This is a genomic window from Paenibacillus sp. T2-29 (genome assembly GCF_052921365.1).
Genome location: NZ_JBREVE010000008.1, coordinates 164,811 through 187,251 on the forward strand (window position 1 = coordinate 164,811; position 22,441 = coordinate 187,251).

General features: G+C 42.6%; 19 protein-coding genes. 5 read left to right on the top strand and 14 right to left on the bottom strand.

Going from position 1 to position 22,441, the window contains the following annotated elements; genetic code table 11:
* Positions 1-8: 8 nt before the first annotated feature.
* The 7 genes from ACU1JV_RS20685 to ACU1JV_RS20715 form a co-directional block, all read right to left on the bottom strand.
* Positions 9-1,259 carry a pentapeptide repeat-containing protein gene (locus ACU1JV_RS20685; RefSeq protein ID WP_413987311.1) on the bottom strand — a complete coding sequence of 417 codons (1,251 nt, stop codon included), beginning with the start codon at positions 1,257-1,259 and terminating at the stop codon, positions 9-11.
* 77 nt (positions 1,260-1,336) lie between these two features.
* A complete protein-coding gene (locus tag ACU1JV_RS20690) occupies positions 1,337-2,752 on the bottom strand; it encodes a hypothetical protein (protein ID WP_413987310.1) in 1,416 nt (471 codons plus the stop codon).
* Positions 2,749-3,423 carry a hypothetical protein gene (locus ACU1JV_RS20695; RefSeq protein WP_413987309.1) on the bottom strand — a complete coding sequence of 225 codons (675 nt, stop codon included), beginning with the start codon at positions 3,421-3,423 and terminating at the stop codon, positions 2,749-2,751. Before ACU1JV_RS20695 ends, ACU1JV_RS20690 begins: the two co-directional genes overlap by 4 nt.
* 554 nt (positions 3,424-3,977) lie before the next feature.
* Positions 3,978-4,469 (bottom strand): GNAT family N-acetyltransferase, encoded by a 492-nt coding sequence (locus ACU1JV_RS20700; protein WP_413987308.1) that lies wholly within the window; start codon positions 4,467-4,469, stop codon positions 3,978-3,980.
* Positions 4,470-4,857: 388 nt separating this feature from the next.
* Positions 4,858-6,165, bottom strand: a complete 1,308-nt coding sequence (locus tag ACU1JV_RS20705; protein WP_129548532.1) for a DUF6270 domain-containing protein — start codon at positions 6,163-6,165, stop codon at positions 4,858-4,860.
* Between the two features lie 756 nt (positions 6,166-6,921).
* The gene (locus ACU1JV_RS20710; protein WP_025675891.1) at positions 6,922-7,197 is read right to left on the bottom strand and encodes a hypothetical protein; all 276 of its coding nucleotides are present in this window, start codon (positions 7,195-7,197) and stop codon (positions 6,922-6,924) included.
* Between the two features lie 23 nt (positions 7,198-7,220).
* Complete coding sequence (locus ACU1JV_RS20715) at positions 7,221-7,706, bottom strand: hypothetical protein (RefSeq protein WP_025675890.1); 486 nt, start codon at positions 7,704-7,706, stop codon at positions 7,221-7,223.
* Between the two features lie 749 nt (positions 7,707-8,455).
* On the opposite strand from ACU1JV_RS20715, the gene ACU1JV_RS20720 reads away from it, so the two are divergent.
* Positions 8,456-9,436 carry a hypothetical protein gene (locus ACU1JV_RS20720; protein ID WP_025675889.1) on the top strand — a complete coding sequence of 327 codons (981 nt, stop codon included), beginning with the start codon at positions 8,456-8,458 and terminating at the stop codon, positions 9,434-9,436.
* A 91-nt stretch (positions 9,437-9,527) separates the two neighbouring features.
* Complete coding sequence (locus ACU1JV_RS20725) at positions 9,528-11,036, top strand: Eco57I restriction-modification methylase domain-containing protein (protein ID WP_025675888.1); 1,509 nt, start codon at positions 9,528-9,530, stop codon at positions 11,034-11,036.
* 1,079 nt (positions 11,037-12,115) lie between these two features.
* Here ACU1JV_RS20725 and ACU1JV_RS20730 read toward each other — a convergent pair.
* From ACU1JV_RS20730 to ACU1JV_RS20760, 7 genes are all read right to left on the bottom strand, one after another.
* Positions 12,116-12,637, bottom strand: a complete 522-nt coding sequence (locus tag ACU1JV_RS20730; RefSeq protein WP_025675887.1) for a hypothetical protein — start codon at positions 12,635-12,637, stop codon at positions 12,116-12,118.
* Between the two features lie 21 nt (positions 12,638-12,658).
* Positions 12,659-15,643 carry a contractile injection system protein, VgrG/Pvc8 family gene (locus tag ACU1JV_RS20735; RefSeq protein ID WP_025675886.1) on the bottom strand — a complete coding sequence of 995 codons (2,985 nt, stop codon included), beginning with the start codon at positions 15,641-15,643 and terminating at the stop codon, positions 12,659-12,661.
* Positions 15,644-15,731: 88 nt separating this feature from the next.
* A complete protein-coding gene (locus tag ACU1JV_RS20740) occupies positions 15,732-16,148 on the bottom strand; it encodes a DUF4280 domain-containing protein (RefSeq protein WP_025675885.1) in 417 nt (138 codons plus the stop codon).
* Positions 16,149-16,162: 14 nt separating this feature from the next.
* Positions 16,163-16,687, bottom strand: coding sequence for a hypothetical protein (locus ACU1JV_RS20745; protein ID WP_025675884.1), 525 nt, complete (start codon positions 16,685-16,687; stop codon positions 16,163-16,165).
* The gene (locus tag ACU1JV_RS20750; protein WP_025675883.1) at positions 16,684-17,976 is read right to left on the bottom strand and encodes a pentapeptide repeat-containing protein; all 1,293 of its coding nucleotides are present in this window, start codon (positions 17,974-17,976) and stop codon (positions 16,684-16,686) included. Before ACU1JV_RS20750 ends, ACU1JV_RS20745 begins: the two co-directional genes overlap by 4 nt.
* 62 nt (positions 17,977-18,038) lie before the next feature.
* Positions 18,039-19,454, bottom strand: coding sequence for a phage baseplate assembly protein V (locus tag ACU1JV_RS20755; protein WP_025675882.1), 1,416 nt, complete (start codon positions 19,452-19,454; stop codon positions 18,039-18,041).
* Entirely contained in the window at positions 19,451-20,125 is a 675-nt protein-coding gene (locus ACU1JV_RS20760; RefSeq protein WP_025675881.1) for a hypothetical protein, read from the bottom strand. Before ACU1JV_RS20760 ends, ACU1JV_RS20755 begins: the two co-directional genes overlap by 4 nt.
* 302 nt (positions 20,126-20,427) lie before the next feature.
* Here ACU1JV_RS20760 and ACU1JV_RS20765 point away from each other — a divergent pair, with 302 nt between their 5' ends.
* From ACU1JV_RS20765 to ACU1JV_RS20775, 3 genes are all read left to right on the top strand, one after another.
* Positions 20,428-20,823: a hypothetical protein gene (locus tag ACU1JV_RS20765; RefSeq protein WP_025675880.1), complete on the top strand. Its 396-nt coding sequence runs from the start codon at positions 20,428-20,430 to the stop codon at positions 20,821-20,823.
* Positions 20,796-21,311 (top strand): hypothetical protein, encoded by a 516-nt coding sequence (locus tag ACU1JV_RS20770; RefSeq protein WP_025675879.1) that lies wholly within the window; start codon positions 20,796-20,798, stop codon positions 21,309-21,311. Before ACU1JV_RS20765 ends, ACU1JV_RS20770 begins: the two co-directional genes overlap by 28 nt.
* A gap of 85 nt (positions 21,312-21,396) precedes the next feature.
* On the top strand, positions 21,397-22,437 hold the full coding sequence (locus tag ACU1JV_RS20775; RefSeq protein WP_025675878.1) for a hypothetical protein: 1,041 nt from the start codon (positions 21,397-21,399) through the stop codon (positions 22,435-22,437).
* Positions 22,438-22,441: the final 4 nt, after the last annotated feature.

Here is a 22,441-nt window from a genome sequence, read left to right on the forward strand (position 1 = left end):
AAAATATCTCAATGCAGCCACTCCTTTTTGCTAGCATCATCCCTTACCTGTGTAGACCACTCCAAACCAATGGCTCCTCTACGCTGCTCATCGGTAAAAATGACTCCTTGTACGTTTGCACCCGTAAAATCGGTTCCAATCAAACAAGCCCCTTTAAAGGATGCACCTGCCACATCTGCTCCAACAAAGCAGGCATCCGTTAGATCTGCCCCGTCCAAGGACGCTTTTTGTAGTAACGCCTCTTGAAATATGGCACCCCGCAACTGTGCATCTTGAAAACGGGCCCCCTGCAAGTTCGCCCCTGTGAAATCTACGCCAGCAAAACCCAATGGCTCCCAATCCAATGAAGCATCTGATCCATATCCGGCGTTACCCATAACGACATCCAATATGGCCCCTTTCATCGAGCATCCGCTAAAATTGGCTCCATGAAGCAAGCTGTATGTCAAATCAATTCCATTTAACTGACTTTCCTGCCACACCGTTCCTACCAGGACACAGCCATACAAGCGACTATGTTCCATTCCGATTTGGTGAAAAGCCGTATAGCGGAAATCCAACTGACTATAATCTCCGTCCGACAGTTGAACTTGGGTCAATGCCTGATAGCTGTACGCATGTTCCTCTTTTTCCTCCAACCATGACCGAATCTCATTCGCCTCCATGGCTCTGCGATCTTCTCGATATACCGATACACTATGATCCAAATATTCGCCGACACGAATCTCGAATGTCTCTTCTCGCTCCAGCTCTTGAAACTCCGATAAGTACACCGCCTGTTTCATTGCCGAGCGCACCACATTCACAACGAGCGCATGAATGTGTACCGCTGCTTCCAACATAACCTGCTCCCATTCAAGCTCTGATAGAGAAACTTGCTGCTGCTCTACCTCCCTTCGCAATTGCTGCTGCAAATCGGTCCAGTAGGAATATGCCCAGCTTGTATCCCATTCCAATCGGATCGGCTGTGGATCAAGCATCCATAAAGCATCGGAAGCCTCTACGAGATAAGCAGGCCGTTCTTCCAGCCATGTGGTACGTAGCATAGAGTACGTGATATAACCAATGCTTCCTTTTCTTCCTTGCAGCTGCTCTTGCCGAATGTGCTGGCAATATCCCCGAAACTCTTCGACACAGGCTTGAATCCGTTGCTCCTGCGTTACCTTGAACTTCAGCGCCCAGTCTCTGCGGATGAGAAACCACGCCTGATTCAAAATGGCTTGCCATTGCGGTTCTAACTCATCAATAGACTTCTCCATTTGTACCCAACCACCACCTAAAGCTCTTCATAAATTTATGTCTTCAGGCTGACGCCATTCACCCGCTGCCCTATAGCCTAATTCGACTTCACTTCACTGCCTTTCATGTCCGCTGATCCACTCAATTGAATATGACTGCCATTGCAATCCATACGCAGCTCGCTGCCTGCCGACAAACTCATCGTTTTCCCTGCCGACAAGCTCAGATTGCCACCCGCCGAGATACTTACCTGTTTATTGCTCACAATATGAATACCTTCCTTGTCGTCCAGCTTGATAAAAATAGCACCATCTTTACCCGTCACGACCAGTTCATCCGGTCCCAAACGAATTTCTTTTCCATGAGGCGTTCGCCATATTTTCATCTGCGGATTTGATAGCTTGTTATGCCCGCTTCCTCTGTCTGCACGTCGGACTGCACTGCCTGCTACACCATCTTCTTCACGGCTGCCCGGAAAATAAAGTGAAACCGGGTCCCCTTTTTCCGGCATTACGTACCAGCCTGTATGTCCCCCACCGCTATATACCGTAGAATAGTTGAACCAATGCGCCTGATCGACCGCCTGCTTCTCGTCGCAATCCAGATGGATACGTACCTGATCCTGACGCACGTCCACGACCACCCCTCCTAATGAAGCGCCCGCCAGCTTTTCCTGATAGTAGCCTTTCTGCCGTAAGCCTTTATACGAGGCAAGCACATATTGATGCCACAACAGACCCTGTCTCATTTCCGTATAAGCCTCCATGACATACAAACTGTGTCCCTGAAAGGTCAACTGAGCGCCCAAATCCAGCACCTCGTCTGTCTCCACCTCATAAAAAATAAAGTCATTTTCGTTTACCTTTGCCTGCTCATTTTCCTGAAAGTAGCGGAAAGGCAGCATCTGCTTGCGTACCGTATAACGGGTATGATCCAGTACTGCCTGTGCAGGGCTGTCTTCAATGCCGAAATAAAATTTGGGACTATCAAAACGGGACACAGGCATCAGGCTCGTATGATAGCGGGAAGCCATGCGTCTTAAAAAAGCCCAATCCGTCTCTTGATACTGGATGGCAATCCGTCCGATAGGCTCTCCACCAGTCGCTCCATCAATCACATCCAACCCCTCATAATCCTTACCAATCTGCTCCAGCATCTGAGGAATCGTCATTTTGGTATATTGAAAAGAACGGGTGCGTTGCTGAATATCCATCCGATAAGTATGGGAGATGGCCTCTACCTCCAGATAGTACACATCCCGCACAACCTTCACTTCGACCGATAGCGCAATTCCACTGAATAGCGGCTTACTTTCACCCGATTCATTGCGCTGGCTTACCTCAATAACCGTGTTCTTTTCCGTCGTTTCCACATAGCTGTCCTGCATTTCTTCCGGGATGATCCCTGTAAAATAGAGCCGAGTATGCTCGTTGATTTTCTTCGCGAGGGTAAGCTGCTCCAGCTCAACCAGCTCGTAAGGCTGGATTTGGATATTATCGTAGCCCAAACTCATAGCGAATCCGCTCCTTTCTCAAGTGAAGATTGTAAGGGCAATGAAACTGCATGGAGCGAATGTACTGTATTTTCCGCTACAGGCAGCCATGCCTCCATGTCCGATTCCATACAGTTAAACGTCCCCATCATCACCTGTCCTGCATGGGTGAACAGCAGGATTTCGTTGTACAAATTCGTATCCACGCCTGCAGCAACAAAACGGATCAACCCAATGGACAGCCCGGAATGATTTGCGATCACTTGAGTGCCTAGCCAATTACGGATTGGTTGTACAGATCGCAAAACGTCCGCCATTTGCTCCACAAACTCAGGAAGCTCCTCATCTGCCAAAGTGGATTCTGTCCGATTAAAGGTGATATTCACCGTTCCATCCTCCGAGGTATAAATGACCTCTGGACGATACTCCGAAGGATACTTAAATTTGGCCTGCTCCAGCGGCATCAAGCTAAAGGATTTCGGCACGCTAACCTCAATTTCTCCGTCCAAAATCACCCTTAATTCCAGCGGAATGAGCTCATCACCTAACCGTAACGCCAAACTTTTCTCAGAAACGGAGTGATCCTGTTCGGAAATAACAGTTTGAGAAAGACTCGTATTTACGTTATTAGATGCAACATCATAATTAAGCTTATTTTTAAGACTTAAAATATGCTCGTCCATATAGTTCATAGGGTTAGTCCCTTCTTCTTAAAAAAGTTGAGTATTTAATTCAAAATATAAAAGCAAAAGGGCATATTTAACAATAACCCATCTTATGTATGTATCGGCCAGAATAGATATTTTGTTTACAGAAAGAACCATAGCATGCGTTATTTTCAATGTGTATTTCTGAAATCAATATAGATAAGAGGATTGATCGGAACGGACTATGGATCGAATTGAATCCATCCTTGCTCAGAATGAAAGCAGGTATTATGACTTGGAAAGGCAGCTACCATAATACAAATGATTTTTATCAAGTGGTTTGGATAATGGGAGATTGTTGAGTTAAAATTATACTTGGTCCGGATTCGAACCTACTAAAAAGCAAAAACCCGCTCATAGAGCGGGGAAGTGGCGACGGATCTAAACTGAAACTAATGCAATTAAATGAGAGAGTAGCCCTTCAAACCAAAAAAAAGCCAGTGCCGACGAAAGCATCATTCAACGCGAAGTCCGTACCACCTCTATTCAAGAATACTACACAAAATAATTTTAGTTAATTCAAATTGTCCTTGTAATATTCATAATATGCTTTTCTCAAATAGAATTTCATCACGAATTGTAATACCATTATTTGATATTTTTGGTGTATTAGGTTTTATAATCCTTGCCTTTTCAACAGAGTTTGGGAATATTTTCGCAATTTGATAACCCTTTTTTTGATAAAATAAAAAAGAATGCAAGTTATCATTAGTTGTTACTAATTTTATTTTGCAACATCCGCTCTTTTTTGATACTGCTTCCACCTCATTCAATAACGCAGTACCAATTCCCTTATTTTCATCTTTGCTATCTAAAGAAATGATTTCACATTCATTATCACTTATAACATAAGTGATTAATCCCATAATCTTTTCTTTATGATCTACGACAGCAAATCCATCTAACTCATCACATTGATAGATCCCGCTAGAAATCACCATTTGTGGAGTTCCCCAATTACAAATAAAAAAATCGGTTATCATTTTTTTATCAAATTCTTTTGTATCAACTACGCAAGATTTCCCCTCCATCTTATAACTTTATAAATTGTCATTTTTCATCTAAGTATTATATCTAAAATAGGCCAAATACAAGCTTTGGATGTGAATGCAATAGAATAAAAGCTATTAAAAGAAAAAGCAGCCATCAACGGAAGAAAATCTGTGATGGCTGCTTTTTGTCTTTCAGGACCACATCACCAGCTGGAACCATCTTGAGATCAAGTAGTTCATCGGCGGCTATGTATAAAAGCTGACCGCTACAAGGAAAACATAGAAGTCATCTTTAAGCTACAAAGTTGTGGATTTGATCGATGGAGGCGAGGGGAGTCGAACCCCTGTCCGAAGATAACGTAACATAAGCTTCTACGGGTGTAGTTACAGACAGATATCACTTCCACTGGAGACTAGTCATACGGGTTTATTCTACACAATTTAGCCGTTGCTTAAGCTTAGTAATCATCAATTTATTATCAACAGCGATAGAGTACTGCAAATGATAATACATAACCGCTTCATCTTCTGGAAGCAATATACCCAAACAATTCAGCATTTGAACCCATCTTAAGTCATTTTTATCTAATGCTTCTGTAAAACTTTCCACCAAATGCTCAACAGGTAGATTTAAGTACTCCTGTTTTTCTTTTAGTTTATTTAAATAATACCGTTGAAACACATTATCTTCTTCCGATAGTTCAATTCCATTGATGAATTCATTTATAAATGTTAATTTTTCATCCATGTTTATATCAGAGAAGGTTGAATATACTTCATCCACCTTTTGATAAAGGGTGGCTAACCATTTTCTGTTTTGAATAATATCTATTGAAGCACTTTCTAAACATATATCATCCAGAAGATCGTTTGAAACAAAAAAACTCTCTGTTTCTCTCCAGATCACCTCAAAATTTCTCTCATCAACCCTTCTTCCCAATAGGTCGGCAACCACCTGCGGCCTAAGGTTATCATAGTATCTTTGTTTCGGTTTATTCAGGATAATATTTTGCATCAATGACCAAGAACTTATGGCATAGTTTTCTTCAAAGTGAACGGGTGTTACATCCCGATTATACTCTTCGTCGGCAATAAAATATTTTGAAACATCTAAAACATAGGGATTATATTTATTTATAACATACTCTTCGAGTTCATAAAGTTGTTTATTATAAATCGCATTTCCAAAATGCAACATCGCAGGAGGAGTATCCTTAACCTCTCCATCTCTCGATATATAATGATTACAACCTCTAGTTCTAACCAGTATTATATTTCCTCCAAATTTCTCAATCATTTTCTCCCAATATAGATCTATATATCCATACCATAACCAACTTGGAATTTCCAAGAAATTAATGGACTGGAATTGTTCCGATTCACTTTTATAGGCTGCCGTATTATAAAATGAATAATCATAAGTAGAGAAAGTCGTATTTTTATATACAGCTACCGGCTGGCAAAGGTCAAAAAAATCAATCACTAGGAAATCAGCACTAGAATTCAGAAGGATTGGAACAGTGTTTTTTTCAATACCGTTTCGTAAACAACGATGAGAATACTCACTATTAAAAAAAAGCAACTCTTCAGATCTTGTAGAAATATTTGCAGGAGGCATCATACTAGATACAATATTATTTCTGCTTAAATAACTATTAACTGATATATTAGTGTCTTTATTAACGTTGAAAATATCTCTGCTTAAGCATGAACCATGCACGTCTACCAATACCATTTAAGAGCCTCCAATGTTTTACATAGATAGTGGTACTACGATGAAAATTATTCATGGTCTGTATAAATGGCTCTATTCCTCCTTAGGAATCAATCTTGTCAATCCCAAAGCTCAACGCTTAATATGATTATCGGCAGCATACACAAGGAAGATTAAACGCATTTTAAATAGCCTGGATGCGAGGCAATGGCATTTCATATTTTCAACAAACCGGCTTTGCATTTCTGCGATGATTGAAATGGCTCAATTGGCGGTTAATAATTGACATTGGCTCACTCGCTAATATATCGAATCGTCCCTCACGTCCGGCGTGGTAGGCAAATCACTTTTCGGTATAACTTGAGTGATTCATCATCAAGCTATCTATAAATGCTTGTTTAATAGAGAGCTCCTCAAATCTTATTAGAACTCCAACAACTCCTTCAAGATAGCAGAACTCCTTAACATAAACTCATTTTTAAGGAATGCGGATCTAAGTATTCAATATCCAATCTGTTGACAAGCTAGAAGTCAAATACAATAAGACTGCCAACATTTATTTTACCTCACTTTGGACTATGCGACAGGGAAATTAAAGTAAGCAAAAAAGCGACCCATCAAGGCCGCTTTTCATAATACTACATATGGAGGCGAACCGTGGCACGGTAAATCCACAATTAGGCGTGTTATGATGTTGAGATTGTCCGAGGAGGTAGCGTAATGCCTCCCTACTATCGCTAATCAAATTTAAGCAAACGTAGTAAATTAATAATAAAATTAGATGAAGCAATATTTTTGTTGACCAAGATACGAAATGCGATCAATGTAGGGACGGACCGAATGAATGTAGTTTTTCCAAAGTGGGTATTTTACGTCTTTGCGATATATGTAGTGCTCATTGGGAATAAGCTCTGATTTCAAGAATATTTCATAAATATTTTGTAGATCGTAAATACCTGGAGGAAACAAATTACAATCTTCAAGCGCTCTTTTATACAATCCTGTTTTTTCAACACGTTTATTTTGGAAACATGGGTAGTCGCTGTTTTCCATCACAATTCCTCCCTCATTGTAACTTAGTTATCAACACTTAAAACGTTTAGTATGCGATCAGCTTTTGAATATTTAACAGTCAATTTGGATCCTACTTTGAATACATCAGGGAATTTTTTATATAAGTGGACACCATTAATACGCGCTCTTACTGACGGAGGAATCGTCCCTTCAATGGACATGTCCTGATAAACAATCTTAACTCTGCCATTCTGGGGTAAATTTTTAGCGATGTCTGACTTAATCTTAAAACGGAGATTATTATAAGACAAATCTGCTTCCGTTAGAACGGCTTCTCCAAGAATTTCATTAACTTGCGATGAATCTTCATAACTTTCAATGGCTAATTCGTGTACAGGTGAACTTAGAGGTTTGGGTGAGACATCATCCTTTTCTAAAACTGACAGTATTATTTTTCGCTCAATTTCCAGATCTCTCAAACGAGTTCTTAGTTTCTCAGGATCTGTTTTAAAAAGCTGATCAAGAATGTCTTGATAATCTTTATCCATCCTTTGCCACCTCCTTCTGCTTACGTTTATATTATATTTAAAAACTCAAGATTTTGTCAAGTTTTTTTAAAATAATCTTCAAGACAAATCTCAGGTTTAGTTGAGTGATTGTGCCAAAGAAAAAATACTTTTATCCACATCGGACTGAAGCTGCCTTCTTTTTCTTACACAACGAGAGGAAAAGGACCATAATCCCTCTACTTCGTTATTCGTTAATAGATATAAGAACTTCGATCGGGGTACCAACGTTCACATAGTAGTAGGATTTAAAAATATAGTATACATTAAGATATTTCAAGTCATCCTCCTTAAATGCGGATAGAGGAGAGTCTGTATGGACACAAATGATGCTTTTATTTGTCAAGCTAAGTATGATTTCTTTGGTTAGGCAGTTATTACGCGTGCAGATGCCTCCATCTCGGTGACCGCACTTTGGGCAACATGGAGAGCTTATTTGGAGGAAAGACCTTATGCCCTTCAACAATTTTTATTCCAATTGAAATAGAATTTTGAACTTCACTATCTAAATCTCTATCCATTAAATCACCCCCAATCTAATACTATAAAAGAACCATCGGGACCACAATAATATATGGAGAGAGAACTGTTAATTTCTGTAAATTCTCATATTTATACTATAGTTCACTGTATCAATTTTAGAGAGGAAGCATATTGTCCTAGCTTGGAGGATTCAGCCAAGATGTGTCGAAATCTATATTTAGCATTACAAATATAGTGGAGGCGATCTTTTGAATTTTTCGGAGTTAAAGGATAATATTCTAAACGTAATGAGAGAAAGTGCTTCAAAGCAAATCCAGCATATTGAAAAAAGTGGCGTCAAGAAAAATCAAGATAAAACAAAAACCATGAATAAAAGTCTAGAGGAAAATCGCGATGTAATATTCCGCCATCTTTCTAGTAAAGTAGACCCAAAAATGGTCCCTACATTGAGCTTTTTAGTAACCTATTGTTGGATTGTGATTTCAATTGAAACACGAAATTCTCTCTGGAATTATAATTCGATGGATCTTTCAAGAAGATCAGGGGAACTCTGGGAGACTCTTTTGAAGAACTGCTGGAGTTACCCTATCAACAAAACAGTTACAAGGTTTGAGGCTCCTAGTTTTTCAGATGTTTCGAGACAAATCCAACAAGCATTTAGAGAAAAACTACAAGGGCTAAGATTGCCACCTGAAACCATTGAAGATATATTTAAAGATTACAAGATTGTCTGGTCTTTACTAGGAGAAAGTATAAACTTGAATTCTGACGAACTGTTCGAAACCATGTTTGATGAGCTTCAAGAGGAGACGTTAGAAGCAGATATAAAAGACAAAAAAATAGTGGTTGATTTTAAAGGTAGTTATGGTTCTAACGAAAAAGGAAACAAAGAGCGACTGCTTACTGTAGCGCGTATCTATGACTTACTAAATGCCCATGGTCTTACCCAGAAACCTTATGAATGTATTTTAGCAGTTAGAACAGTTGAAGAAGGTGGCCATAACTATTTGAGGCAACTTGAAGTATCTGGATTATGGACTGTGAAAAGAGGACATGAAGTATATGATATGGTGAAAGAGTATACTGGCTGTGATATATTGAACTTTGTACGTAAAAACAACATGTACATAGTCAATGATCTAAATACAGAAACACAAGAATATATGACTTTAAACCATACCTCTAAGCAAAATAAAAGTTTCGCTGAATACTATTTAACTTGGTGGTAAAATTTCGCTCCTACTTAACCAGTAGGAGTTTTTTAATTTGCGAACATGCCAATAACCGTTTAAGATATACTTTTAGGGAGATGACAATCAAATGAATGATATTTACCGTTCCTTTTATACCAAGTCTCAAGTTATAACTGACTATATGATTCAACAACTTGATGTTCAAAAGAATGATAAGATTCTTGAACCTTCCGCTGGAGATGGAATATTCATCGAGGAATTACTCAAATTGGATTATCAAGGTGTAATAGATGCTTATGATATCGATCCAAGCGCTATCAGTATGCTCGAAAAAAAATTTTCTGATAGACAAAACATAAAAGTCTTTTCCGAAGATACTCTAACCAGCATAAAACTGGATATGCACGTATTAGCTGGTGGTTACTACGATAAAATAATAGGAAATCCTCCGTACGGCGGATGGCAAGATCATGAGAAAAGAGCTCTTTTGAAGAAGCAGTTCGTAGGTTTTTATGTAAAGGAAACTTATGCTTTATTTCTTGCCCGATGCGTATCTTTGCTCAAAGAAAATGGAGTTTTAACTTTTATCATCCCAGATACTTTTATGAATATCCATAGACATACTAAGTTGAGAGAGTTCCTTTTACTAAATACCAAAATAAAAAGGATAACCATGTTTCCTTCACACTTCTTTCCTGGAGTTCAATTTAAATACTCTAACATGTGTATAGTAACGCTTGAGAAGAAAACTGACGAAGCTCTAAGTAACGAAATAGAAATCGTAACAGGCTTCAAAAAAATTGAAGAGTTGAAACGTTATACTGAAGGACAGTGTTGTGGGGACATTATAATTCATCACTTGAATCAAGAAGAAGTTTTCAAATCAAAGGATCAGGCATTTTTGATTAAGGCTGGAAAGGGTATTAGATCATTAATAAACACTTCAAAAAGGACTCTTGATGAAGTAGCAGATTGTGTTACTGGTATATACACTGGCGATAACAAAAGATTTTACAAAGTAGCTTCAGGAGAAGTTAAATTCAATACTAGCAAGTGTTCTATAGTTCATAAAGAAGAAATAAGACAAGACTATCTATCGGTTGAAAATTTGATAACTGGCTTAGATGGTGATCCTAACTTCATTCCTGTCGCCAAGGGAAGCTCTGGTCCTTATATCAGACGAAATGATTGGTATATTGACTGGAGTAAAGCTGCTGTCAACTACTACAATACAGACAAAAAAGCGAGGTTCCAGAACTCGGGCTATTATTTCAAAGCAGGAATAGCTTTACCTATGGTAAAATCAAGTAAAATACGTGCTAACCTTCTAGAAAATCAGGTTTTTGATCAATCAATAGTTGGGATCTTTCCTAAGAATAATGAACACTTGCTTTATTTACTGGCTTTTTTCAATACAGATGTGTTTAATCGAATCATCCATACGATAAATCCAACGGCAAACAATTCAGCAAACTATGTAAAAAAGATTCCAATAATTATCCCAGAAGATTTTTCCGATGTGGATTCTATTGTAGAAGAGATAATTCAATCTCTAAAAGCAAAGAATACCTTTGATGCTCAATTGCAAGAAAAGCTAGATGACTATTTTAATGATATCTACAAAGAATGGATATGAAAATTTAGTTTTACTAAGAGCTAACTCTAAGAGTTAGCTCTATTTTCATATGAGGAGCATATATGGGAAATCATCCAAACCCAGCAAGACATAAACGTCTTGCAATACATCAAACTCTTCCCCGCCCTGCTCTCACATATCTAGCAGTACTTCGATCATTTCTGCTTCACTTACAACTGTGAGAAAGAAACGCTCTTTACTCTTGAACATTACTGCCCGATCATCATTCTAGAACCAGGGCACAACTTGTATGGCCCTTTCTTCGTCGGGCTTAATCGTGAGAACAGCGGTCTGCTTGGATGCATACCGGAGTACGTACAGACAATTGAACTTCCAGAAGACGATAATGCTGCCTACATGATCGGTGTCGCTTATAACAACACCTGTCTAACAACGTACTTTTCGATCTCTAGCCCACATTGACAAAATCTAAACTGGATCAGCTAATAAATCAGCGTGCCAATTAGTTAAATTCGTTTTATTCACAATGAAAACAGGCAAACTACTATCTGTTCTCTACACATATAAAATTTGCTAACCCTCTATCCAAAAGTTACTTTTCCTTCCTAACTCCCTTAAAAGTGGTGTTATCGGATGTTTTAGCTTCTATGAATCTTCCGTTACTTGCATCTCTTTTAACCAACGTGTCATTTTTAGGATTGAACGTTTGGTATCTTTCTCTTACCACTCCTTTTCTGTAGTCGTTTCAATATTTTTGCCATACTAGTCCAATCCCTTCCTTTTTAATATTGTAAATTATATGTATCTATTCAATATCTATCAATAACATTTAGCAACGATACCGACGAAAGCGTCAAACTACGCCAAAGTCAGTATCGTCGCTATTTTTCTGTAGAAATGGAGAGAGTCCCGTCATTCTTACTCTTAATGGCAGAAGGGAGGCAGAACACGCATCTATCTAGCTTCTCTTTTGCTATTTATCACATGTGTCCATTAGAAACACTAACATGCTTCGACCTGAATTGGTCAAAACTGTGCCTACTTAAATAACGTACGTTACATAAAAAAGATACCATCATGCGGCTAACTCATATTGATGCAAAACAATTCCACCCTCATTAATGATTAAATTCAATACAAGTTTCTTTTGGGTAAGCCCCCACTCTTGGCAGGACCCTCTCCACAAAGTTTTCTTTCCAAAAATGCTTTTGCTCTATACCACCTATATTAATCCCGAGAAACGAGGGATCAATAAATAAATCCTGTCCGTTAATTAATTTAATATGCAAAACATCACATATTAAAGCATCATGCTCCATCTCCAAATTGAAAAATATTATACTACTCACTTCATTAGTTGCTAATGGGTTCGTGAATATAAAATCACCGATCTTGGCTTTACTAGGAGTCATATCTTCAATATCATTTTCATATTTGAGGAAATCAACTATTGTGATACGAAGTCTACCATAACCATCTATTGCTTCAAGTTCAATAAACTGATCGCCAAACTCAAAATATACAAAATTTGTATTAGCCACAAATTCAGAAACCCCGTCCTCCTCCACGTGTACAACACCAGTTAAATGGATATCATCTATTGAATTACACCCTATCAGTTCTTTCATTTTCTCTAACATAATATAATACCCTCCAATTTTTTATGGGACAAAAACTATATTCAAGTCCATTGCCTTACCTTGTTCAAGAAGCGTGACCCATTCACCATTAGGCTTTGTTACCACTGTCAGCCCCTCACCCCTATATATATTAAGTACTCCAGAATCTCTATTTATTGTCCCCTTACCAACAAATTCAAATGTCCCATTATCAATATTTTTTTGAATATCCTGCAAAAATCTAGGCCCATCTGCTTCGAGTTTAGGATATTTTGTACCTAGCTTCTTTTCTAAAAGTGTTTTGTGTTTGAGAAAATGCTTTTTGAAATTATTACCTGCAGTAACTACATTTTTTCCAACTTCACCAGGAGCTTTAGTTTCAGGAAGCTTTTCGTTTGGTTTACTTGGTTTCTCCGAGGAAGGTGTTCCTTCGCTCTTGCCTGACTTTGCACTGGAAGGTTTAGATGGCGTTGAGCTATTAGGACTTGGACCGTCGCTTTCAAACATCCGATAAAGATCCTTAGTACTTTCCACACTATTGGATGCTCCGATATACGTTACCGCCGTCCCATGTGCTCCCAAAACGACAGATTGTGCCATAGCAAGGACGCCTACAGGTGCCCCTACTCCTGAAGCTGTTACCAAACCACCTAAGAATCCTTCTGTCACAGCACCAACCGTTTCTACGGCTCCGGCTACAGTTGTCAAGGAATGTCCGATCACTTCACCTGTTTTACGCGCCATCGGATGATCTGAAGTATATTCCTTATTCATTAATCCAAACGAATAATCTTCTACAACCGCTGCTGCTGCTCCTAATATAACTTCTCCACTCACATCTGCGGCATACTCCAACTCGTTCGCCATCTGCTTCGCCATAATGGCTTCATTTTCCGCATTCTGGACCTGGACTGCCGCCATAAGATCCCACCATGTCTGCTCTTTTTCTTCTTGCTTCGGCTTCGGCTGCTGAGCCATGTAACTGTCGTAGTTCGCCCTCCAGCGTTGTCTTAAGTCCGCAGGAATCTGTTGGTATAAATGTGCCACTTCATTTGCAAGCTGAGCTGCATGCCGTATGTAGGGTACTAAGCCCTCCAATGAAGTGGGTAACCCTAACGCACGCGCACTTGTAAGCACCTTTCCCAGTATCCACTTACTATAATAGGCATCCCTGGCTTTCTCGTGCTCGTACTGACTGATGAGTCCTTCCAGTGCTAAACCAGCCAAATATTTCAGCGGGTGCAAACCACCTTTAGCACCTCCGCCTCCAGCACGACTCGTTCCTGTGCTGCGAACAGGAACAGCTGCAGTTGCGAGCAGAATCGAACCCGCTGCTATTCCCATAGGTCCGATTAGCGCTGCTGCTCCCATCGCAACTCCCGCCACTACTCCCATCACCGGAATGGAGCCTAACAACTTGGACACCGTCCCCAGCAACGCATCGGCTTTTTTTTGAGCTGCCGGGCTCGTGATCTTCGCGGTCGGGGGCTTTGCTGTGCTGTTGGATGTAGCCTTCGCTGCTTCGGATTGTGCTGCTTCATATGCCTTAATATTCATCAGCGGCGGTTCCGGCACGGGAGGAAGGTCCATGACGAACACTGGAGCCTTCACCGTGCCCTCCTGATGAATCACCGGAGCCTTGGTATCCGTTTCACCATCCAGCACCATGCTGCTGGCTCCGCCTTTGAGATACAATGCACTTCCTGCTTCAAGTGACAGCTCCTGCCCTGCATCCAGCTTCACGTGACCGCCTTGAATCTGCACATTCCCCGGACTACTGACGGTAATGCCACTCCCTTCATGGAGTGTAATGGAAAATGCTCCCGAGGTGGACAGAGTTAGCTCTTGCTCCGACATGTCCACGCCACTTCCTTGCGCATGTCTCCATACTTTGACGTCTGGCTGCCCCGTTGCGTGTCGCTGCTGCCGTAGCGAATCCGTCACATACGCTTCATGTTCCCAACTCGTCGGCAAGTACAGCTCCACACGCTCCCCGATCTCCGGCATATCATACCAGCCGCTGTGTTCTTCCGCTACATAGCGAGTCGCCACCGGAAACCAGCATGCTTTAGCCGGGTCTTGTTTAGGATCGATATCTAGCTGGAGCTGTACAAAGTCTTGCTGTACCTTTAACACACTACCCGTAAGTGTAATGCCCGTAACCTTATCGTTTTCATAACGGGCATAGCGGATATCCTGTTCGGCCTGGAGATCGTAACGAGTGAGCAACAAACCGTCCTCTAACCGTGTCACCGCCCGAACGACGACCAACTCTTTTCCTGATCCAATCGGTAACGTCATGAGATCCCCTAGCGCCACATAAAGCAAACTTTCGATCACATAAGTCACATACGAGCCTGCACGTTTTCCCGGCTTTCCCTCATCTAGCTCATGAAACGTTTTCCGTACCCGGTAAAATACATCCCGTTCCACCTTATACGTTTTGCCTTCTGGCATCCCGAAAAAAACCTTGGGCGAAGCTGCGGTCACCTCCGGCACCAGCACTGACCCAAAGCGAGAGGCGAGGCGCTTTAAAAATGCCCAATCCGTCTCCTCATATTGTAAAACAAAAGTGTCCAGTTTGGCATAGTTCGTGACGGTATCAATGGCATCTCCGTACTGGTATTTTCGAACCATCGTTGTGACCAGATCATCATAGGTACGATGAATATCCTGATAGGATCGCTTTTTTAGCTTGATATCCATCTGATACGAATGTGAAGCCGCCTCCAGTTCAAAGGTATATACTCCCCGTATGCAGTGTACGGACATGCGTGTAACCAAACCGTGAAACAATCGTCTTAGCGACTGTCCCTGCTCATCCAATTGGCGGATGACAATCGGTTCCTCCTCCATGTTCTGCCCCATACACGCGGCTCCCTGTTCTTCCGACAGCATGCCGCTCACCGTCAAATATACATGATCGTTGATGGCTCTTGTCATTTGAAGCTTCTCTATATGTTGAGGCTGAAAGGAACCGTAAAAACGCAGGCTTTCATACCCGATTCCGTTTTGTAATACACTCAAGTGAGTTCATGTCTCCTTTCTGACAGCATAAAGCCGTGAGGTGGTGTCCGAGATATAGCTTTCATGAAACAGATCATGAAGCGGGCCTTTAATCCAGCTCCTGCCCGTCATTTTCAATTCGGATATGACCACAATACAGACACTGATGGGTACAGTTCTGTATTAAGGCAGGTTGGCCCTCGATCCTCATGTCGCTTTTTCCGTTCAGCCACGGCATGGTCAAGACCGGAACACACGGGGCCTTCTTCACACCATAGATGTCCACCATCTCACTGGCCTGCACGGCTGGATTTAGAGGACTGGAGCAATTCCCAAAAGACTGAATGTTCACTCCAGGCACGTAATCTCCAATGTTCATTTGCGCTTTGTTTTTCACGTAGACGCCATGGCTAAAAGGTCGTTTCAAACGGGTAGGCTGCGTGCCATAACTACAGCTTAAAATCGCTCCCGCCACGACATAGCTCTTTTTCGCACCCGTTCCCGGTTTCACTCGGGCTTCTCCCATCTTGCTCATCCTCCTTAGTGCTCCATCTCGATTCGTTGTACTCGAATACCTGTAAAAGATCGACGCAGCAGACTTTCCGCCACAGCCAAATGGATATAGATATGGGGTTCGATCAGTTCCGCAATCCGAAAAACGGACGATGGGATATCCCCCGGTTTGAGCACTAAATGCTTCAACGTATCATTGGGGTACCATTCCGTTTGTGCGGACACGCAATCTACTATCGGCGGTCGAAGCACCCAGTACACGTCCTGTCTGGCCTGCTGGAAATCGGTAAGGATGGCCGCTTTCCATTCCAGTCCCGGCAAATATTTCTCCAATAATGCTTTCATCCGATCCGATACCAGCGGCAGAGGAAATTCCAAAAAGTCCGGGTACACCGTTCGTGGATCGGTATGTACAGCCAGAAAAAGAGGATCATCTTGCTGTTTCTGTCCCTGGGTCTCCGTTAGGATGTCTTCTACTTGCAAGGGAGAGAGCGCTGCAGGTTCTACCCGATGTTTTACTCGCTCGTCTACCATCAGTCTAAAATATCTCAATGCAGCCACTCCCTTTTACTAACGGCACCCTTCGCCTGTGCAGACGCAGACGGCTCTTTGTATGAAAGGGAAGTCTCAAGAGTTGCCCACTCCAATCCAATGGCTCCTCTACGCTGTGCATCGGTAAAAATGACTCCTTGTACATTGGCGCCCGTAAAATCAGCTCCGATCAAACAAGCCCCTTTAAAGGAAGCACCTGACACATCTGCTCCAGCAAAGCAGGCATCCGTTAGATCCACCCCGTTCAAGAACGCCCTTTGTAGTAACGCATTTTGAAATACGGCTCCTCGCAACTGTGCATCTTGAAAACGGGCCCCCTGCAAGCTCGCCCCTGTGAAATTTACGCCAGCAAAACCCAAGGGCTCCCAATCTAAAGCAGCATCTGATCCATATCCGGCGTTCCCCATAACGACATCCAGTATCGCCCCTTTCATCGAGCATCCGCTAAAATCGGCTCCATGAAGCAAGCTGTATGTCAAGTCGATTCCATTTAGCTGACTTTCCTGCCACACCGTTCCAACCAAGACACAGCCATGCAAGCGACTATGTTCCATCCCGATTTGGCGAAAAGCCGTATAGCGGAAATCCAACTGACTATAATCTCCGTCCGAAAGCTGGATTTCCTCCAACGCCTGATAGCTGTAGGCATGCTCTTCTTGTTCCTCCAGCCACGACCGGATTTCGTTCGCCTCCATGACTCTGCGATCTTCTTTATACACCGATACAGTGTGGTCCATATATTCACCCACACGTATCTCGAACGTCTCTTCCCGCTCCAGCTTTTGAAACTCCGGTGAGCACACGGCCTTTTTTATCACCAAACGCATCATATTCACAACGAGCACATGAATATGTACCGCTGCCTCCAGCATGACCTGCTCCCATTCAAGCTCCGGTAGAGAAACATGCTGCTTCTCTACCTCCCTTCGCAATTTTTGCTGCAAATCGGTCCAATAGGAATATGTCCAACTTGTATCCCATTCAAATCGGATCGGTTCAGGATCAAGTACCCATAAAGCGTTCGCTACCTCCACCAGATAGGTAGGCCGCTCCTCCAACCATGTGGTACGTAGCATGGAGTACGTGATATAACCGATCTTTCCTTTTCTTCCTTGAAGCTGCTCTTGCCGAATGTCCCTACAATATCCCCGAAATTCCTCTACACAGGCTTGAATCCGTTGTTCTTGCGTCATCTTGAACTTCATCGCCCAATCTCTGCGGATCAGGAACCACGCCTGATTAAAAATGGCTTGCCGCTGCGGGTCTAGCTCATCTATAGGTCTCTTCATTTGTATTCCTCCACTACCTGAAGCTCTTCATATGTCATATCATCATGCTGCTGCACTACAGCCTAATTCGACTTCACTTCACTGCCCTTCATGTCCGCTGAGCCGCTCAATTGAATATGACTACCGTTGCAATCCATACGCAGCTCACTGCCTGCAGACAGACTCATCGTTTTCCCTGCCGACAGGCTCAAATTGCCACCCGCCGAGATGCTTACCTGCTTGCTGCTTACGATATGAATACCTTCCTTGTCATCCAGCTTGATAAAAATAGCGCCGTCCTTGCCCGTCACGACCAACTCATCTGGCCCCAAACGAATCTCCTTGCCATGGGGCGTCCGCCATATTTTCATCTGTGAATTGGAGAACTTGTTGTGTCCGCTCCCTCTGCCCGCACGTCGGACCGCACTCCCCGCAATCCCATCCTCTTCACGACTGCCCGGAAAATAGAGTGAAACCGGATCACCTTTTTCCGGCATCACGTACCAGCCTGTATGACCACCCGCACTATACACCGTCGAATAGTTGAACCAATGCGCCTTACCTACATCCTGCTTTTCATCGCAATCCAGATGGATGCGCACCTGATCCTGACGCACGTCCACGACTACACCGCTTAACGAGGCTCCCGCCAGCTTTTCCTGGTAGTAGTTTTTTTGCCGTAAGCCTTTGTACGAGGCAAGCACATATTGATGCCGCAGCAGCCCTTGCCTCATTTCGGTATAGGCCTCCACTACATACAAGCTGTGTCCCTGAAAGGTCATCTGAGCTCCCAAGTCCAGCACCTCGTCCGTCTCTACCTCATAGAAAATAAAGTCATTTTCCGTCACCTTCGCTTGCTCATTCTCCTGAAAATAACGGAAAGGCAGCATCTGCTTACGCACGGTATAACGAGTATGATCCAGCACGACTTGTGCTGGGCTATCCTCGATGCCAAAATAAAATTTTGGACTGTCAAAACGAGCCACAGGCATCAGGCTCGTATGATACCGGGAGGCCATGCGTCTCAAGAACGCCCAGTCCGTCTCCTGATACTGGATGGCCAGCCTTCCGATTTGCTCTCCACCTGTCGCTCCATCAATCACATCCAGCCCTTCGTAGTCCTTGCCAATCTGCTCCAGCATCTGAGGAATGGTCATTTTCGTATATTGAAAAGAACGGGTACGCTGCTGGATATCCATCCGGTAGGTATGGGAAATCGCCTCCACCTCCAGATAGTACACGTCCCGCACGACCTTTACTTCGACCGATAAGGCAATCCCGCTGAACAGCGGCTTACTTTCGCCCGATTCATCCCGCTGGCTCACCTGGATGACGGTGTTCTTTTCCGTCGTTTCCACATAGCTGTCCTGCATATCCTCGGAGATGATTCCTGTAAAATAGAGTCGGGTATGCTCGTTGATTTTTTTCGTAAGGGTAAGCTGCTCCAAATCGACCAGCTCGTAGGGATGGATTTGGATATTATCGTAGCCCAGACTCATAGCGAATCCGCTCCTTTCTCACATGTGGAATCCAAAGGTAACGGAACAATATGGAGCGATTGCACTGTATTTTCTGCCACAGGCAACCACGCTTCCATGTCCGATTCCATACAGTTAAACGTCCCCATCGTCACCTGTCCCTCATGGACAAACAGCAACATTTCGTTGTACAGATTAACATCCACACCTGCTGCCACAAAACGGATCATCCCAATGGACAGCCCGGAAGGATTCACGATCATTTCCGTACCGATCCAGTTACGAACGGGTTGTACAGACCGCAATACATCCGCCATTTGCTCCACAAACTCGGGAAGCTCGTCCACCTCCAAAGCCGATTCTGTTGGATTAAAGGTGACATTCACCGTGCCGTCCAAAGAGGTATAAATGATCTGTGGACGATGTTCCGAAGGATATTTAAATCGGGCTTGCTCCAGTGGCATCAAGCTAAAAGATTGGGGGACGCTAACCCCCATTTGTCCATCCAAAATCGTTTTCCATTCCAACGGGATCAACTCATCACCCGTCCGCAGCACCCTGTTTTGTTCAGCAACGGATTTGTCTTGATTGAGTCCAGTAGTTTGAGATAGGTTCGTATTTACGTTATTAGATGCTGCATCATGGTTAAGCTTATTTTTGAGACTTAGGATATGCTCGTCCATATAGTTCATAGAGGTAGTCCCTTCTTCTTAAAAAGATGAGAGTTTACTTCAAAATACGAAAGTAAGAGGGGATATTTAACAATAGCCCATCTTATGTATGTATCGGCCAGAATAGAGATTTTGTTTACAGAAAGAACCATCCCACGCGTTATTTTCAATTTATTTTTCTGAAATTAATATGGAAAAGAGGATGAATACGAACGGACTACCGATCAAACTAAAGCCGTCTTTGTCTTGAAATAAATTATATATTATTAATTTGAAGTAATTACTTTTATTGCTTCTATTAATTTATTTTAGGAGGTTGTATCATGCGTATCATACAGACCCAGCAAGACATGGATTCTTTACATGTATCCCTGCTTCCCCCCGCCCTCTTGGATCACATTCAGGAATACTTCACCCAGCTTCGCGACTCATTCCATGACAAAGATGATCCGTATTTCTCCCTCCAGCCTTACGGTCCCATCTTCATCCTGGAGGCAGGGGATAACCTACACGGTCTCAGCCTCGTAGGTCTTAGACAAGAAGATGACGGACTTTTCGGTAGTTGCCCTGAATACGTCGAATTGTATGACCTCGGCAACACCCAAATCTACAAAATCGCCGTCATGAACACCAATGACTACATCATCACTTTGTTTACACAAGTCGGAATTCACCACAAGGAGGCCGAACAATGGCTAAAAGAACAAGCAGAAGTTTAAAGGCAAATGAGGACGACGTACTGAACAAGCTAAAAGAGGTCATTGAATACAACGGGGATATTATCAATGATCCAGAATCGTACGGAAATACCTGGATCATGGCGGTGTCACTTAGATCATTCATTCACAATCAAAATCAGTTCCTACCCGCCTGTTTGGAAGAGCATGAAGTGCTCCATCCCGAACAGGCCTTTTTTGTGCGTGTGATCGTCAGGACAACCGATCAGAGTGGGACAAACAAATATGTGGATGGTACGAATCTGTTTTTGACGATAGACCAGGATACTGGGATTGTAGATATTGTAAAAGAGGACGAAGCACTGTCAGACAGTCCTATATTTCATGGCGGTGAAATTGCAGATGCCTTACGTTGGGCGAATGAATTAGCCGATCCTTGTTACATTGCGCTAGAAGATCCGTTCCTTACACCGGAGCAACGCATTCTGTTCATGCAGAGTGCAAAAGAAGATGATCCGTTCTCCTTGTAAATTAATCTTACCAACCAAAAAACGACAGTACGGGCATGTGAATGTCCATGCTGTCGCTATTTCATGTAGAAATGGAGCGAAAACCATGTCAACGTTAACCTTCACGGAAAAAGAAAAACGCGCCCTCGTTGCTCTCATTCAAGAGCAGATAGATACACATCTCTCACGCTTCCCATATGCCAGATATCCCGTATATCCTTTGGAAGAATGGAAGCGTCTTTTGTGTGATCCAGCTACTGTGACGCCAACGATTTTAAAGCAAATACTTGGTTGGACATTCGGAGGCTGGCAGCGGAAAGATATGCCCTCTGCACAAAGTAGTGTAGTTAGAAGCATCATCAAGCTGTGGCCGGAGTTCACAGAAAAGGTGCCCCCAGAATCCGCTGGCATCCTTCAATTTTGGGAGGAGCGGCTGACAGACTGGACGAATGGATTTCAGGCTGTTTCCTTCCTGTTACACCTTATGCGTCCCGATGAACACGAAATCACTGACCCTCACCGCATTCAAGCCATGTACGAGCTACTTAAAGCCATCCATCATCAGGACGGAGAGAGTGTCTTATCTCGCTCTTTACGTGACCTCAAAAATTACACTAGCTTTTTCCGCGCCATCTTACCCAAGCTTTCCTTTGGTGATCATAACCGTATTCAACTCGACCGTTTTCTAAAAGCCTACGGCAACCGTCATGCTTACAAAAATGTAGACAGCAACTACACCACCAGAGAACCTCACATCTGGAAAATTTCATGGAATGACGCTAAAACAGAGCACTACAACCTAGAGAAAATCACCCTACGTTCCAATGCAGACGTCCTGTTTGCTTGCCTACTCTCATTGCTGGACGAGCAGCCAGAGGTGGGGCAAAAACTTACCATTGGACAAGTTGTTGATCTGCTTCCTTTGGGTACCGGAGGCATTTGCAATCCCGCCAGCTTTAAATACGCATTGATTTCCTTGTTTGGTAAACAGAAAGGAAGGGATTACTTCATTACGCAGGATTCTTCGCTCCAACAGGCTTTTACAGTACAAGCTAATCAATCAACTCGTGACATGAAGTTTTACACTCATTTTCAGGAAACAAAAATTACTGTTAATAAGAAATATATTAAGGAACATGATCTTTGATCTA

What these genes read in the sequence shown, in the direction of transcription:
- ACU1JV_RS20685 (WP_413987311.1), bottom strand. Translation starts at nt 1,259, where the DNA reads ATGGAGAAGTCTATTGATGAGTTAGAACCGCAATGGCAAGCCATTTTG.
- ACU1JV_RS20690 (WP_413987310.1), bottom strand. Translation starts at nt 2,752, where the DNA reads ATGAGTTTGGGCTACGATAATATCCAAATCCAGCCTTACGAGCTGGTT.
- ACU1JV_RS20695 (WP_413987309.1), bottom strand. Translation starts at nt 3,423, where the DNA reads ATGAACTATATGGACGAGCATATTTTAAGTCTTAAAAATAAGCTTAAT.
- ACU1JV_RS20700 (WP_413987308.1), bottom strand. Translation starts at nt 4,469, where the DNA reads ATGGAGGGGAAATCTTGCGTAGTTGATACAAAAGAATTTGATAAAAAA.
- ACU1JV_RS20705 (WP_129548532.1), bottom strand. Translation starts at nt 6,165, where the DNA reads ATGGTATTGGTAGACGTGCATGGTTCATGCTTAAGCAGAGATATTTTC.
- ACU1JV_RS20710 (WP_025675891.1), bottom strand. Translation starts at nt 7,197, where the DNA reads ATGGAAAACAGCGACTACCCATGTTTCCAAAATAAACGTGTTGAAAAA.
- ACU1JV_RS20715 (WP_025675890.1), bottom strand. Translation starts at nt 7,706, where the DNA reads ATGGATAAAGATTATCAAGACATTCTTGATCAGCTTTTTAAAACAGAT.
- ACU1JV_RS20725 (WP_025675888.1), top strand. Translation starts at nt 9,528, where the DNA reads ATGAATGATATTTACCGTTCCTTTTATACCAAGTCTCAAGTTATAACT.
- ACU1JV_RS20730 (WP_025675887.1), bottom strand. Translation starts at nt 12,637, where the DNA reads ATGTTAGAGAAAATGAAAGAACTGATAGGGTGTAATTCAATAGATGAT.
- ACU1JV_RS20740 (WP_025675885.1), bottom strand. Translation starts at nt 16,148, where the DNA reads ATGGGAGAAGCCCGAGTGAAACCGGGAACGGGTGCGAAAAAGAGCTAT.
- ACU1JV_RS20750 (WP_025675883.1), bottom strand. Translation starts at nt 17,976, where the DNA reads ATGAAGAGACCTATAGATGAGCTAGACCCGCAGCGGCAAGCCATTTTT.
- ACU1JV_RS20755 (WP_025675882.1), bottom strand. Translation starts at nt 19,454, where the DNA reads ATGAGTCTGGGCTACGATAATATCCAAATCCATCCCTACGAGCTGGTC.
- ACU1JV_RS20760 (WP_025675881.1), bottom strand. Translation starts at nt 20,125, where the DNA reads ATGAACTATATGGACGAGCATATCCTAAGTCTCAAAAATAAGCTTAAC.
- ACU1JV_RS20765 (WP_025675880.1), top strand. Translation starts at nt 20,428, where the DNA reads ATGCGTATCATACAGACCCAGCAAGACATGGATTCTTTACATGTATCC.
- ACU1JV_RS20770 (WP_025675879.1), top strand. Translation starts at nt 20,796, where the DNA reads ATGGCTAAAAGAACAAGCAGAAGTTTAAAGGCAAATGAGGACGACGTA.
- ACU1JV_RS20775 (WP_025675878.1), top strand. Translation starts at nt 21,397, where the DNA reads ATGTCAACGTTAACCTTCACGGAAAAAGAAAAACGCGCCCTCGTTGCT.